This window comes from Pseudoalteromonas sp. MB47 (assembly GCF_011319765.1).
In the GTDB taxonomy this organism is placed as follows: Bacteria; Pseudomonadota; Gammaproteobacteria; order Enterobacterales; family Alteromonadaceae; genus Pseudoalteromonas; species Pseudoalteromonas simplex.
The window spans coordinates 1-14,219 of record NZ_VFBD01000024.1; the positions used below are offsets into that span (position 1 = coordinate 1).

At 42.0% G+C, this 14,219-nt stretch carries 14 protein-coding genes; 3 read left to right on the forward strand and 11 right to left on the reverse strand.

Going from position 1 to position 14,219, the window contains the following annotated elements; genetic code table 11:
* Positions 1–530: IS630 family transposase (locus tag IMPJCBKJ_RS13210; protein ID WP_166340661.1), on the forward strand; the 530-nt coding region annotated here is incomplete at its 5' end.
* A 406-nt stretch (positions 531–936) separates the two neighbouring features.
* Here the strand turns inward: IMPJCBKJ_RS13210 and IMPJCBKJ_RS13215 are convergent.
* The 10 genes from IMPJCBKJ_RS13215 to cysG form a co-directional block, all read right to left on the reverse strand.
* The gene (locus IMPJCBKJ_RS13215; protein ID WP_166340662.1) at positions 937–2,202 is read right to left on the reverse strand and encodes an aromatic amino acid transport family protein; all 1,266 of its coding nucleotides are present in this window, start codon (positions 2,200–2,202) and stop codon (positions 937–939) included.
* Positions 2,203–2,355: 153 nt separating this feature from the next.
* Complete coding sequence (locus IMPJCBKJ_RS13220; RefSeq protein WP_138600937.1) at positions 2,356–2,547, reverse strand: hypothetical protein; 192 nt, start codon at positions 2,545–2,547, stop codon at positions 2,356–2,358.
* Between the two features lie 64 nt (positions 2,548–2,611).
* Entirely contained in the window at positions 2,612–3,784 is a 1,173-nt protein-coding gene (locus IMPJCBKJ_RS13225; protein ID WP_166340663.1) for a lipase family protein, read from the reverse strand.
* An 11-nt stretch (positions 3,785–3,795) separates the two neighbouring features.
* The gene (locus IMPJCBKJ_RS13230) at positions 3,796–4,233 is read right to left on the reverse strand and encodes a DUF6795 domain-containing protein (RefSeq protein WP_206004238.1); all 438 of its coding nucleotides are present in this window, start codon (positions 4,231–4,233) and stop codon (positions 3,796–3,798) included.
* A 357-nt stretch (positions 4,234–4,590) separates the two neighbouring features.
* Entirely contained in the window at positions 4,591–5,361 is a 771-nt protein-coding gene (gene cysQ, locus IMPJCBKJ_RS13235) for a 3'(2'),5'-bisphosphate nucleotidase CysQ (RefSeq protein WP_054554817.1), read from the reverse strand.
* Positions 5,362–5,364: 3 nt separating this feature from the next.
* Entirely contained in the window at positions 5,365–5,961 is a 597-nt protein-coding gene (gene cysC, locus IMPJCBKJ_RS13240; protein WP_058586654.1) for an adenylyl-sulfate kinase, read from the reverse strand.
* A 14-nt stretch (positions 5,962–5,975) separates the two neighbouring features.
* Entirely contained in the window at positions 5,976–7,703 is a 1,728-nt protein-coding gene (locus tag IMPJCBKJ_RS13245; RefSeq protein ID WP_119854181.1) for an SLC13 family permease, read from the reverse strand.
* Positions 7,704–7,735: 32 nt separating this feature from the next.
* Positions 7,736–9,160 carry a sulfate adenylyltransferase subunit CysN gene (gene cysN, locus IMPJCBKJ_RS13250; RefSeq protein WP_166340664.1) on the reverse strand — a complete coding sequence of 475 codons (1,425 nt, stop codon included), beginning with the start codon at positions 9,158–9,160 and terminating at the stop codon, positions 7,736–7,738.
* Positions 9,160–10,059: a sulfate adenylyltransferase subunit CysD gene (gene cysD / locus IMPJCBKJ_RS13255; RefSeq protein ID WP_054554821.1), complete on the reverse strand. Its 900-nt coding sequence runs from the start codon at positions 10,057–10,059 to the stop codon at positions 9,160–9,162. Before cysD ends, cysN begins: the two co-directional genes overlap by 1 nt.
* A 35-nt stretch (positions 10,060–10,094) precedes the next feature.
* Positions 10,095–11,516 (reverse strand): siroheme synthase CysG, encoded by a 1,422-nt coding sequence (cysG, locus tag IMPJCBKJ_RS13260; protein ID WP_166340665.1) that lies wholly within the window; start codon positions 11,514–11,516, stop codon positions 10,095–10,097.
* A 271-nt stretch (positions 11,517–11,787) separates the two neighbouring features.
* On the opposite strand from cysG, the gene deoC reads away from it, so the two are divergent.
* Both deoC and IMPJCBKJ_RS13270 read left to right on the forward strand, forming a co-directional pair.
* Positions 11,788–12,531, forward strand: coding sequence for a deoxyribose-phosphate aldolase (gene deoC, locus IMPJCBKJ_RS13265; RefSeq protein WP_166340666.1), 744 nt, complete (start codon positions 11,788–11,790; stop codon positions 12,529–12,531).
* A complete protein-coding gene (locus IMPJCBKJ_RS13270) occupies positions 12,521–13,021 on the forward strand; it encodes a hypothetical protein (RefSeq protein WP_054554823.1) in 501 nt (166 codons plus the stop codon). Before deoC ends, IMPJCBKJ_RS13270 begins: the two co-directional genes overlap by 11 nt.
* 44 nt (positions 13,022–13,065) lie before the next feature.
* Here IMPJCBKJ_RS13270 and IMPJCBKJ_RS13275 read toward each other — a convergent pair whose 3' ends face one another.
* Positions 13,066–14,199: a CsgG/HfaB family protein gene (locus IMPJCBKJ_RS13275; RefSeq protein WP_166340667.1), complete on the reverse strand. Its 1,134-nt coding sequence runs from the start codon at positions 14,197–14,199 to the stop codon at positions 13,066–13,068.
* Between the last annotated feature and the right edge of the window lie 20 nt (positions 14,200–14,219).

Here is a 14,219-nt window from a genome sequence, read left to right on the forward strand (position 1 = left end):
TTCCTCTTGATCGGATCGACGTATGGTTTCAGGACGAAGCACGATTTGGCCAGCAAAATCCGACTACGCGCATTTGGGCTGAAACAGGCACTCGGCCACGGATTGTAAAACAACAGCAATTTGACTATGGATACTTATTTGGCGCGGTATGTCCAGCCACAGGCCAAACAGAAGCGTTAGTTAGCCCATTCGTAAATAAAGAAGCAATGACGCAGCATATGCGCCAGATATCACACGCGACACCTGTTGGAAGACACGCTGTCGTGATAATAGATGGCGCAGGCTGGCACACATACGATACAGCTGCAGAATTTAAAAACCTAACCCTGATAAAGCTCCCACCTTATTCACCAGAGCTAAATCCAATAGAGCAAGTATGGAGCTGGATACGACAGCATTGTTTATCCAATAGAGTGTTTTCGGGCTATGACGAAATTGTCGATGAAGTTTCAAAGGCATGGAATCACTTTATTTCAATCCCGGATCGAGTGAAGAAAATGTGCAATCGGGAATGGATTAAATTGATTTAATCTTTATGCGGAATGGTATTACAAGTTAGCAAGGGTAAAGTTGAACTGCGGGGTTGTTTAGTACAGAGTCATTCTAAGCTCACCCTGTTCATTCTCCAGGTAGGTTGGGTAGAGAGGAGCGAAACCCAACATAATCCATATAACCCTCTTCATAACCCATGGTTAAAAATTCTTAAAATCTCTACTGGTCTAACAGGTTAGCGATCTCTAAAACGGCTTATTTCACCTTGCGCTAATTCGTCTTTTATTAATGAACTTTACCTCTGCATTGTGCATGACGAATTACCACGCTGTTGGGTTTCGCTGCGCTCAACCCAACCTACGCCACGCCTTCCAACCTTTCAGTTGCTAACAAAAAAGCCCAGCCGGTTTCCCGGCTGGGCTTCTATATCTAGTAATGATGAGATTACTTAATAATCATACTGTAGATAAGCGCAAATACGGCTAGAGAGCCAACTGTTAATACGAACAGTGTGCTTAAGCGGTTTCTGTATTTGTGTAAGCTAGGTACTTTATAAACGGCAATCATTGGCATGATGAAAAGGATCATGGCGATGATAGGGCCTGACAGCTGATCCATCATGTCTAAAATACTTGGGTTGATCACCGAGCAATACCAAATAGCAAAGAACATGATAACAGTGCCAATCTTATCAACGAGTTTAGGGTTCATATGGGCTTGCTTACTAACAAGGCCGTTGAAGCTTTCACGGGCACCTAAGAAGTGACCTAAGAATGAAGACGTAATCGCGATAAAGGCTACTAATGGCCCTAAGGTAGCAATAAACGAGTTATCTGTAATATTGGCAAGGAATGACAAGATAGACACGTTATCAGCTTTTGCTTGTATCATTTGTTCAGTAGATAGTGACAGCACACACGAGAATACAAACAGTAAAACAAACACGATTAATAGTAGGCTAGTACGCTTTAGAATTGCTTCTGACTTCATTTTAGCATTGTTGCCATAGTGAGCACGTTGTACATGCACAAAGCTTGAGATCGCAGCTGCGTGGCTAAATGAGAATACAATGATAGGTATTGATAACCAAAGTGTTTTCATAAAGCCTGAAAACTCAGGGACAGACACATCTGGCATTTGCCAGCTTGGGATCAGGTAAATCGATAAGAAAAACAAGATAGCGACGAGAGGATAAACAAGGATTGCAAAAGCACGTAACATCAGTGCTTCGCCACCAAGCATTAAACTGATCATACCGCCAACGAGTACACCAGATAACAGTACGCGTGGTGGTGATTCCATACCTAGTTGATTAACGATAAAGCTATCAACAGTGTTGGTTAATCCAACACCGTAAATAAGTAAGATAGGGAAGATAGAGAGAAAATACAGTAAAGAGATTAAGCGCCCGGCGTTAATGCCAAAGTGTTCTTCTACTACATCGGTAAAGTCTGCTTCAGGCTGTTTTGATGATAAAACAAATCGGGCTAAGCCTCTGTGAGCTAAGTAAGTCATCGGAAAGGCAAGACACGCCATGATAATCAAAGGCCAAAATCCGCCGATACCGATATTAATTGGTAAGAATAAAATCCCTGCACCGACTGCGGTGCCAAATAAACTTAATACCCATTGGGTGTCATGAAGATTCCATTTTGAGTTACTACTTGTTGTCGATGCATCATACGGCATAGCATCTTGATGTGTGTTCATTAGCACTCCACTATTAGAATAATAATTGTCGCGCAGCATATAGAAAAGCGACTTAGAATGCATGTTTTAGCGTTGTATTTAAATAACTATGCTGTAAGGAGAGACTTACAAAAGAAGAAAGTTGGGCTTATTTATAAAGCCCAGTTGTGGTATTTATTCTGCTGCTGCAAGTGCGCGAGCTTTAATATCTGCGGCAAATGCTAAACCTTTCTTAAAACGTGCCTCAGCTGCAGTGATTTCACTTTCATCGCCATTAGCGGCAAGCACTCCTTGTGAAAGGGCTTTATAAAGTGCGCTAATTTGGGCCTCGTAGCCAGATTCAATTGCTTTTTCAACAGTCGTCATGGTTATTCCTTTTGTAAACTAAAATATGCCTAAAAGTTTGGTCTGATGATACATCTTAAAATGCCTACGCTACGAAAGAGAGAGCTCTTTGTGCAACTTTATTCACCATCTTTAGGGTTTGTTCAAATACCCATTTGATGAACTCAACAGTTAACTCTTTTATTTTCGCCTTCGCATATCCAGCAAATGCAAGCATACATGCAAGTAATCCATTTATCGGCCCAGACAAGTCTACAGTATGAAATTGATTGTTAGCGAGAATCACGGCAATTCTGTCATACAAACTTAAGCCATTAGCGACACCATTTTGTAAAGCATTAAGACAGCCTAGTTTAGCTTGGCGTAATACAGTCATAAGAGCTTCACTCAAACGATTCATCCAATAAATTGATGGCTGCACTTGAACCGCATGGCTAGCACTTAATACAACTCTATTAAAAGGATTGAAAGTAACTCGCTTATTAATACTTTCCCAGGTTTGCTTTTGCGAGTTTCGGGTATAAAACTTCATTACGTGATGCCATGGAATGATAAGTTGGGTACTATCCATTCTATATTCAGGGGCATTGTAAGGAGCTTGCATAAACGGCCAGAAGGGTACCATAGGCACAATATCACCACCATTGACGCAGCGATATATATTGTGAGGTTCTAAGGTATTAGTCGTGCTTAATGCAAAATTTGTTAAGCCAACTTTTGGTGCTCCAAATGTGTACAGTTTGACGTTAACGTTAAAGCATCGTTTAGCCCAATCAGCGACTAATGACGCAATCGCACCACCTAGGCTATGTCCTACACAATGAACAGTCGCTAAAGGTTTTAGCTCTTTAATCACTGGAGCTAGTTGTAGTTTTAGCGTTTCGAATACAGAATTGAAACCAGCATGGACACTATGACCGCCCTCAAACACACTTAAATTTGCTCTTAGATCGGTTGAAACATCGTACAAAGAAGCTGTTCCACGAATAGCCAGTACTAAATCATTTTTGAATGGGTTCATCCGCCCTGTAGGAGATGTGCCTTTTCCAACAAGTACAAAACCGGTTTGATGGCCACTAGCGTGAGCCATTGCTCCGCCTGATATTCCCTTAACAGGGCCTCTTGATAGATCGAATGAAAATATGTTTTCCAAAGAGTTTGAGGTAATTATTTCATACCGGCCTCTTCGGTCCGGTATTTTTATATCATAAGAAATCTTTGCTAATTCTGCACACAGAATTGGTGTTAAAGTTGCCATTGAAAATCCTTTTAATTTTGTTTTTCCCACCGAGCGATGCTTTTAATAAAGTGCTCGTCTAATGAATCTTTAGGGTTTATTAAATGGTGTTTTAATTCTTCATTCGATAAATCAGCATTCAAGTTAGCTAAACACTTTTTAAATTCAATAGGAGTTTTTAACCCATGCTGAAACCCAATCCATAGGTTATAAATCTGGCCATCTTTCTCTAGATCTATGATTATTCTAACCACGGGTTCATGAAAAATACTCCCAGGTTTACGGGACTTTAAAGATTTTGCAGGGAATTTGAAGTAACCATTATCATCGGTGTAAACACTATCTAGTTCTTCGTCATCATAGGTTAAGCTTCTCTCTACAAGCTGATTTGCAAGAGGGGTTCCATTTTCAAAAAGCTGGCCATTTACTTCAGGGCATAGCTCGACTATGTAGCGAATTAATCCGAGCATATATCATTCCTTGTTAAAACTCGTGTCCCTATAATTATCCATTTATTTATCAAAACTTCAATGAGGTAATTTATATTTTGTTGGTCTTACGGTGTTTTATTGATTGCATAAATTTAATTAATGTTTGTATATGTAAGGTGGAATAGTACTAGGGGTTTTACTTCTTGGGTTAAAGCATACTAATAATAAACTTTTAGGAAGCTTATAATTAAATTGATGTAATCTTACAGATAGTGAATTGAAATTCTGAGTATGAAATTGATCAACACTATGGTGAGATGGGTATGAATTTATTAAGTTGACGCTGGGTTTCGCTACGCTCTACCCAGCCAGCCTACGGTATTTAACGGAACGCTTTTAGTCCTGTAACGCCGATACGACAAAATACGGATTCAGATACTCTTCTTTACTGTTATACAGTAGTGGGCTGCCATCGAGTTTGCTAACTGTTGCGCCTGCTATTTCGGCAATCGCATGACCTGCTCCGGTATCCCACTCACAGGTTGGGCCAAGGCGTGGGTATATATCAGCACTCCCTTCGGCAACAAGACAAAGTTTTAGCGAGCTGCCCTTTGAAACCATTTCTACATCTTCAAACTGTTTTACAAATTCAGCTAGATCAGGAGAAGGGTGTGAACGGCTGCCGACAACACGGATAAGCCCTTTATTTGGTTTACGGGTTACCTTAAGTTCAATGCGCTCATCACCTTTATCTTTAAAGGCACCAATTGCTTCTGCGGCAATATACGACACACCTAATGCTGGTGCATCGACAACAGCTAATACTGGTTTACCTTTTTCAATCAAGGCAATGTTCACTGTAAACTCGCCATTCTTTTTAATGAACTCTTTGGTGCCATCAATTGGGTCTACTAACCAGTAGCGTTGCCAAGTTTGACGGATATCCCAGCTAATATCAGCGCTTTCTTCACTTAGAATTGGTACGTCAGGGGTGAGATGTTGTAAGCCATTCACAATCACTTTGTGAGCTGCTAGGTCGGCGTCGGTCACTGGGCTTTCATCAGCTTTGTACTCAACATTAAAGTCCTTTTCGTAAATCCCCATTATTGCACTGCCGGCTTGGCGTGCGAGGAGTAAGATTTCTTCTAGCAGTTCCGTTTGATTCATGACTTAACCTATAATTTGCTGTTGTTTTAAATACGCTACCAGCTCTTGCACCGATTGGTCTAGGGTGTTTTTACTGGTATCGATTTTAATTTCTGGCGATGTAGGGATTTGATAGTCTGAGTCGATACCTGTGAAGTGCTTAATTTCACCTGCACGGGCTTTTTTATAAAGCCCTTTAGGGTCGCGTGTTTCACACACGTCGAGCGGGGTATCTAAAAATACCTCAATAAACTCACCATCCTCTACTAAGTTTCTTACCATATCGCGTTCGCTTTGGAATGGCGAAATAAATGCGGTTAATACCACAAGACCGGCATCGACCATCAGCTTTGCCGTTTCACCGACGCGGCGAATGTTTTCTACGCGGTCTTCATCAGTAAAGCCAAGATCTTTACACAAGCCATGACGCACATTGTCGCCATCGAGTAGGTAGGTATGAACACCTAATTGGTTTAATGCGCTTTCTAGTGCGTTTGCAACAGTGCTTTTGCCTGAGCCTGAAAAACCTGTGAACCATAAAATGGTTGGCTTATGCTTTTTTTGCTCACTACGCTGTGATTTGCTAATGGCGTAATTATGCCAAACGATATTTTCATCCATTGTCTTTACTCTCGTTATTGAAATGGGAATACCAGCGGTATGAGTGTTAAAACCGTAATCGAGTAAATAATCGATAAAGGTAAACCCATGGCAATGTAATCTTTAAGGCGGTAATTTCCCGCGCTGTAAACCATCAAGTTAGTTTGATAACCAAATGGCGAAATGAAGCTCGCTGATGCACCAAATGCGACAGCCATAATAAAAGGCAACGGTGATACATCAAAACCAACAGCAAGTGCATACGCTACCGGAAATGAAAGCGCGGCAGCGGCGTTATTGGTAATAAGTTCGGTAAACAAAACCGTCATCAAGAATATTGCGATAAATGCGCCGTAAGGTCCAAAATCTCCTAATACGTATAACATGGCCGACGAAATTTCACCGGCAAGGCCTGTGCCTATCATGAGTTTGGCAAGGCCAATAGCACTGCCCACCACTGCGAGTAACTCAATCGGAAAACGACGTTTTACTTCACTTAGCTTGATTGTGCCCGTTAGCATTAAACCAATAAGAAGAACGAGTAGGCCTTTCACTAAGGGAACAAGGCCAACAATACTTAACCCCAATACGGTTGCAAAACTCGCTAACACAATATTTGATTGCTTAGGCTTTAAATGGGTTTGTAAATCAAGCCCTGAAATATAAACAAACTCGCGCTTTAAATTGGGTAGCGAGTAAAACTCTTTGCCAGGGGCAAGGATCAGTGAGTCACCGGCTTGCAATTGAACTTTACCTAAGCCACCTTGTAAACGGTCATGGCCGCGACGAATAGCAATAACGGCAGCATGAAATTGTTCACGAAAGCGAATTTCTTTAATTGTTTTACCAATGTATTTTGAAGAATGGCTAACAACAACTTCAACTAGGTGCTCAACGTCTTTCTCATGTTTGTCGTGCACAACTTTTAAGCCGTCAAATTGGGTGAGCAGAGGTACTGACTTTATATCACCTACAAAAAGTAATACGTCACCTTCTTTGATAACTTGTTTTGGGGTAACCGCACAAATACGTTTATCACCGCGGATTATTTCGGCTAAGAACAAGTCTTTTAATTCACGAAGGCCATTTTCCTCAACACTTTTACCAATGAGTTTTGAGCCTGCTTCTACTTTACCTTCTAGGTAAAAGGGCACTACTTCTTGGTCGTTTTTACCGTTATCTGGTAAATACTTGAGCATCACTAAAATAGTGATAAGGCCGACGCTCAGTGCGCCTAAGCCAATCAAGGTAAAATCAAAAAAGCCAAGCGGCTCCATGCCCGCTTCAACGGCAAAGCCATTAACAATTAAATTGGTTGAGGTGCCAATCAGGGTGATCGTGCCACCTAAAATGGCGGTGTATGATAAAGGCAATAAAAGTTTAGACGGTGAATGTGTTGGGCTTTCTTTTATCGCACTGATCAGCGATGCCACTACCGCAGTATTATTGGTAAATGATGATAAAAAGGCGGTTGATAAACCAAGCTTGGTCACCGAACTTGTCAGGCTGCCTTTCGAAAGAGACTGAGCAAGCTTTTGCACTAACGTGGTTTTTTCTACAGCTATCGAAACGAGTACAAGTAGAATAAGAGTGATTAAAGAAGGGTTTGCATAGTTAATTAGCATATCTTCAAGGCTTATTAGCCCTGCTAAATAACTAATACCAATGGCGCCGACAAATAACCATGCAGGTTTTAGTCGAGTGCCAAAAAGGCACCCCACTAATACCAGCATAATGCCTGTTAATACCAGCTGTTGATACATGCTTTTTACTTCCTATAACAGGCGAATAGTGGTTATTTAAGCTTAGTTATATCAAGCGCTTGCCAATGAGGGAAGTGCTTGCGTACTAAAGCGTTAAATTCAACTTCAAAGTCGCTAAAGCTACTTTGTTGTTCTTCAGTGCTAAGTAATTGCTCAATCATACCTGCCGCAACGGTTAGGTTTGATAAGCGGTCAATTAGGATAAACGCACCTGTTTCATGATTATTGTGGTACTCATCAGCCAAAATTGTTTCTATAAGCTCTAAGGTTACAATTGCAATTTCGTTAAGTTGTAATGAATCAGCTTGACCATGCTCAAGGGTATTTACATCAATCGTGTGATCGATTTTTCTTACCACTGCCGAGGTATTTTTGCTGCCTAACTTAAAGTTATAGCTTTTACCTAATACTAACGGTGCTTCATGCATCCATACTAGTTTAGCTTGAATACGGTTTGTTACAGCAGCTTTTGAAGCGGCTGGTACAATTACATCGCCACGGCTGATATCAATTTCGTCGTTTAACGTTAAAGTGATTGCTTGGCCTGCTTCAGCGGTATCTAAGTTGCCATCGAAAGTGACAATCTCTTTGATGCTTGAGCTTTTACCTGATGGTAATACTTTTACAGCATCACCCACGCTGAACTTGCCAGACGTTAGAGTGCCTTGGAAGCCACGGAAGTCTAAGTTAGGGCGTACCACATATTGCACCGGAAGACGCGCTTCAAAACCGTTATCAATTTCAGCCGCTGGTGAGTCTTCAAGTAACTCAAGCAGTGGTTTATCTGTGTAATAAGGTGTGTGCTCTGAGCGTGTAACTACGTTGTCACCTTTTAGTGCTGACATAGGCACAAACTTGATATTAGTAACGTTTAGTTGATCTGCAAACTTAAGGTAGTCGGCTTTGATTTTTTCGTATACGGTTTCATCGAAATCGACGATATCCATCTTGTTGATAGCAACAACAAACTGCTTAATACCTAATGAGTCACAGATAAAGCTATGACGCTTAGTTTGTACTTGTACGCCGTAACGCGCATCAACTAAGATAATCGCCACATCACTGGTTGATGCGCCGGTTACCATGTTACGCGTGTACTGCTCATGTCCTGGTGTATCAGCAATAATGAACTTACGTTTTGCTGTTGAGAAGTAACGATAAGCAACGTCAATGGTAATACCTTGCTCACGCTCTGCTTGAAGACCATCTACAAGAAGTGCTAAATCAAGCTCTTCACCGGCATTACCAACTTTTTCATTGTCTTTATGCAGGGCTGCAAGTTGGTCTTCATAAATTTGGTGACTGTCATGTAAAAGGCGGCCAATCAGCGTAGATTTACCGTCATCCACACTACCACAGGTCAGCATGCGTAAAAGGCTTTTGTCTTGTTGACGCGCAAGGTAGGCGTCGATGCCTAACTCTCTTACTTCATTAATCGTGTCGTTTGTTTTAGACATTAGAAATAGCCCTCACGTTTTTTCTTTTCCATTGAACCAGCAGAGTCGTGATCAATCACGCGGCCTTCACGCTCAGAAGAGGTTGAAAGCAGCATTTCTTCAATAATTTCAGTTAAGGTACCTGCCGTTGATTCCACAGCACCCGTTAGCGGGTAACAACCAAGGGTACGGAAACGGACAGATTTCATTTGTGGTACTTCGCCTTCTTCTAATGGCATACGCTCATCATCAACCATGATTAGCGTGCCGTTACGCTCAACGACTGGGCGTTCTTTTGCAAGGTAAAGTGGAACCATTTCAATGTTTTCTTGGTAGATATACTGCCAAATATCAAGTTCAGTCCAGTTAGATAGCGGGAATACACGAATGCTTTCACCCGGGTTAACTTGGCTGTTATATGTATTCCAAAGCTCTGGACGTTGGTTTTTTGGATCCCATCTGTGGTGTTTGTCACGGAATGAGTAAACACGCTCTTTAGCACGTGATTTCTCTTCGTCACGGCGTGCCCCACCAAACGCAGCATCAAAGCCGTATTTATCTAACGCTTGCTTTAAGCCTTGCGTTTTCATGATGTCGGTGTGCTTTGCTGAGCCGTGTACAAATGGATTGATATCAATCTCTAACCCTTCAGGGTTTTTGTGGACGATTAAATCAAAGCCATACTCTTTAGCTAGGCGGTCACGAAACGCGATCATTTCCTTAAACTTCCAGTTGGTATCAACGTGTAAAAGTGGAAATGGAATCTTTGCTGGATAAAATGCTTTACGTGCTAAGTGTAATAACACTGATGAATCTTTACCAATTGAGTAAAGCATCACCGGGTTTTCAAACTCAGCAGCAACTTCGCGCATGATTTTGATACTTTCAGCTTCTAATTGCTGAAGGTGTGTTAAAGCCATTGTTAGTCGTCCTACTAAAATGATTAAAAGTTAAATTAAGCTACGCCAGTAATTGGCTGGGCAAAGCTGCTGGTTTGCTCTGTTTGACCAAACCATGCAAGCTGATGATGCAATGATGCAACTTCGCCAATAATTAATAAGGCGGGTGAGATAATGCTATGGCGTGAAATCAAATCAGCCAGCTCACCTAATTGCCCTGTAACCACACGTTGTTCTTTACGTGTGCCGTTTTCGATAATGGCAACGGGGGTATCTGCACCACGGCCATGTTTTAATAGTTGTGCTTGAATATGCGGTGATTTAATCACTCCCATATAAATCGCTAAGGTCTGATTTGGCTTGGCAAGTGACTGCCAATCTAATTCTTGACCATCTTTTTTACAGTGACCCGTTACAAACTGAATGGCTTGCGCATGATCTCTGTGAGTAAGTGGAATACCTGCATAAGCGCTACAACCTGCAGCAGCAGTAATACCCGGTACGATTTGGTAACGCACTTTATTCGCGGCAAGAACTTGTACTTCTTCACCACCACGACCATAAATAAACGGGTCGCCGCCTTTAATACGGCATACTTTTTTGCCTTGCTTGGCAAAATCGACCAACATCTGATTGGTATCTTCTTGCGCCACACTGTGATCGCCTAACCTTTTACCTACGCAAACTAGGTCGGCATCACGGCGTACTAAATCCATAATTTCATCAGAAACTAAGTAGTCATATACAACTACGTCGGCTTGTTGCATTAACTGCAGTGCTTTTAAGGTTAATAGCTCAGGGTCACCTGGGCCTGCACCTACAACATACACTTCGCCTTCAGGCTCTGGCTTTGCATCTAACAATTGCTCTAACTGCGCTGTTGCAGCTTCGGTATTACCCGCTTGCACTTTGCTTACAACAGATGAATCAAATACGCCTTCCCAAAACTGACGACGATCAGCAAAGTGTTTAAAGCGTTGTTTTACTTTGTCGCGAAAGCTACCAACTAACGTAGCAAGTGGACCAATATGCTGTGGAATAAGGGTTTCGAGTTTTTCGCGTAAACGACGTGCTAATACCGGTGCTGTGCCTGCGCTTGAAATTGCAATTGTGATTGGATCACGGTCAACAATGGATGGAAAAATAAAGCTGCACTTAGGTTGATCATCCACCACGTTAACGAAAATATTGCGTGCATTCGCAAGCTCGAACACGTCTTTGTTCACGCTTTCGATATCTGTCGCGGCGATTACCAGCATCTGCTGGTCTAAATACTGTTCTTTGAATGTATCAGTGATCAGGTTTACTTCGTTTTGCTCAGCAAGAGCAAGTAGTTCATCACAAAATTCAGGGGCGACTAGCGTCACATGAGCACGTGCCTTTAAAAATGCGCGACATTTGCGTAACGCGATATCTCCACCGCCGACTACCAGCACAGGTTTGTCGTCTAATTTGGTAAAGATTGGTAAATATTGCACTTTGTTCTCACCCCTAAAACACATCAAGAAACTGCTTATTGCAGGCAAGCAGAATATAGTGCTCTAAAAAAAGTAAAAAATAATTAAAACCAAGTTTATATAACTAAAAGTTATACTAGGTGGTTTGTTTTGGCTTAAGACTTAGTTAACAAGGGATTGCGGCGAGTTACAAGTAAATAAGCAGCCTTATGGTGATTAGTTATGATTTATAGCCGAATGATAAAAATTTGCTACTATAGGTCACTAATATGGCAACACAACTATAAGAACTATGACTAAAATGCAAACAAGCGCTGCCCAAGCGGTGGCACTGATGGACTTAACAACTCTGAATGACAGCGACACAACACAAACCATTAATAACTTGGTTGCCAGTATTGAGCCAACGTTAGGCATTCCTGCAGCGGTTTGTGTGTATAGCCAGTTTGTAAGCGATGCAAAGCTTGCTCTCGCTGAGCGCGAACTACAGCAAGTCAAAGTGGCTACAGTTACGAACTTTCCTAGTGGGGATGAGCCGTTAGAGCAAGTGTTAAATGAAACCTTGTTTGCCATTGAACGCGGTGCTGATGAAATTGATTTAGTGATCCCCTACAAAGCGCTAATTGCCGGTGATGAGCGCAAAGTTTTAGAGTATGTCAAAGTGTCAAAAGAGGCATGTGGCACTAAAGCGCAGCTTAAAGTCATTATCGAAAGTGGCGAATTAAGCGATGATCTCATTGCAACAGCAACAAAGCTGGCAATTGATGGCGGCGCTGACTTTGTTAAAACCAGTACCGGTAAAGTGGCTGTTAATGCAACGCTAGCTGCAACAGACATCATGTTGAACACCATAAAAGCGAGCGGTAAAAAGGTTGGTTTTAAGGCGGCAGGCGGGGTCAGAACAGTCACCGATGCTGCTGAGTATTTAGCCCTCGCTGAATCAATTATGGGTGAAGCGTACTTACATCCCGAGCTATTTCGTTTTGGCGCTTCTGGGTTATTAAAAGATGTGTATGCAACATTAAATGAATCGTGAAAGTGAACAAGAGAAAATAGCGCTCGAGCATGGCGCAGCAAAGCTGTTTTTACGCTGTTACGAAAAGCAGTTTGGCGTAAGCATGCGTAATATTTGGCATAACACGCCGAGTAAACCAGACGTGAGTTGTTATAAAGGTGATGAACGGCTTGATATTGAAGTCGCGCATTTATATGCCAGCGAAACAGAAGCAATGGCGGTGTTAGGTCGGCCGCTGTCTATTTCAATGCAACGAGATCTTGCTGAAATGGCTTTAGCACCGAGTAACGAGCGTTTGCACTGTGCTTTGCATCGCTTGCTAGCACAAAAAGCCAAGAAACATTACGAGTCTACTCAGCCCTGGTTATTAATACGCAATGCCAGTACTATATGGCATCTTGATGATTTTAAGTCAGTACTTACTCACCTTGATGTGCCTAAGCAGCATCCATTTCAACAAATTTGGTTGTTATGTGATTTTTATCGTGGTGAGTTATTACAAATTTTATAACTAAGGTTTTAAACAGCCAGTGCTGGCACTGGCTGTTAGTTTGCTTAGTTAAATTTAAACATACTGCCAAAGCTTTCTAAACTTGATTTGTTCGTTTTGGCAATACACCCTGAATCATCAAGAGACTTTTTAGTTGTCTCATCAGCAAGGCCTGTCACTTTCAGCTTTTTTTCTTGCTGATACTCAGTGAGAGCAATCACCGTTGCTTCATCGTACTCTACGTCTTCTATTTCATATTCTTCGTAGTGAGGCTGCCTTTTCAAATAACCCAAACAAACCAAGTTCAGTCGTGACATCGCTAAGTCAGTTTTTTCGTAGTAAGGCATTCTGTGAGTTGGAACACTAACCGATGCAACTGGCGCTTTAGCTGGAGCTGCAGCTGCGGTTACTTTTAGTGGTGCAGGGGCTGTATGGCCAGCTGCAATGGTGTTATCACTATTATAGCGATAATAAGTTGTTGGCACTTTTGACTCTAAAAACTCAACAGCTTTTACGATTACTTCGCGCAATGCTTTTTCTTTTGGTGTGTTTGACCAGCTACTTAAGTTACCACCAACGAGTGCGCCACCAAAATTGGTAGCAGCAGATGTAAAGTCAAAATCTTTACTGCCGCCCTCAACACTGGTAGCGGCTAAAATACGAGAAGTACGCGTGTCGATTAAGCGTAAATCTATCGCCATGTGCGAACTTGAAAAACCCGCCGATACCGAGCTAAATACATCGCCGATAAAGCCACCACTGCCGACACGAGTGCCTGAGTTGTCATCATCAAACTCTGTGACTGCGGCAACCACAACAATTTCGGCTCCCTCTATTTCACCATACGCAGCTCCTGATGCTGCACTCACGCGGCCTGATACAGCAAGGTCTTGTTCTGATAATACGGCATCAAGTGCTTGTCGCTCTAAAACAATGAACCGATTGGTGCTAACTAATGCGGTTGTAAGTTGATCGGCCATACCTTCACCAATTTCTTTACGCCACCAACGTGAATCGTTTGATTTATCAGTAAAGCGGGCAACAGCGATCCGAGCTTTTGGGCCATTGTATTGCTGCTGTGCAACTTCGTTTATATCTGGGCTATTGGTATTGCTGGTGGTTGTCGAAGTACTCTGGCATGCAGTCAGTGCCGCAGCAAGTAACGTAATCGAAATTGCTTTGTGTGTTTTGGTGAGCATATGACTTTCCTTAACTTATA

Excerpts from the sequence above, each read along its gene's own strand:
- IMPJCBKJ_RS13215 (WP_166340662.1), bottom strand. The coding sequence starts at position 2,202 with ATGAACACACATCAAGATGCTATGCCGTATGATGCATCGACAACAAGT.
- IMPJCBKJ_RS13220 (WP_138600937.1), bottom strand. The coding sequence starts at position 2,547 with ATGACGACTGTTGAAAAAGCAATTGAATCTGGCTACGAGGCCCAAATT.
- IMPJCBKJ_RS13225 (WP_166340663.1), bottom strand. The coding sequence starts at position 3,784 with ATGGCAACTTTAACACCAATTCTGTGTGCAGAATTAGCAAAGATTTCT.
- IMPJCBKJ_RS13230 (WP_206004238.1), bottom strand. The coding sequence starts at position 4,233 with ATGCTCGGATTAATTCGCTACATAGTCGAGCTATGCCCTGAAGTAAAT.
- cysQ (WP_054554817.1), bottom strand. The coding sequence starts at position 5,361 with ATGAATCAAACGGAACTGCTAGAAGAAATCTTACTCCTCGCACGCCAA.
- cysC (WP_058586654.1), bottom strand. The coding sequence starts at position 5,961 with ATGGATGAAAATATCGTTTGGCATAATTACGCCATTAGCAAATCACAG.
- IMPJCBKJ_RS13245 (WP_119854181.1), bottom strand. The coding sequence starts at position 7,703 with ATGTATCAACAGCTGGTATTAACAGGCATTATGCTGGTATTAGTGGGG.
- cysN (WP_166340664.1), bottom strand. The coding sequence starts at position 9,160 with ATGTCTAAAACAAACGACACGATTAATGAAGTAAGAGAGTTAGGCATC.
- cysD (WP_054554821.1), bottom strand. The coding sequence starts at position 10,059 with ATGGCTTTAACACACCTTCAGCAATTAGAAGCTGAAAGTATCAAAATC.
- deoC (WP_166340666.1), top strand. The coding sequence starts at position 11,788 with ATGACTAAAATGCAAACAAGCGCTGCCCAAGCGGTGGCACTGATGGAC.
- IMPJCBKJ_RS13270 (WP_054554823.1), top strand. The coding sequence starts at position 12,521 with ATGAATCGTGAAAGTGAACAAGAGAAAATAGCGCTCGAGCATGGCGCA.
- IMPJCBKJ_RS13275 (WP_166340667.1), bottom strand. The coding sequence starts at position 14,199 with ATGCTCACCAAAACACACAAAGCAATTTCGATTACGTTACTTGCTGCG.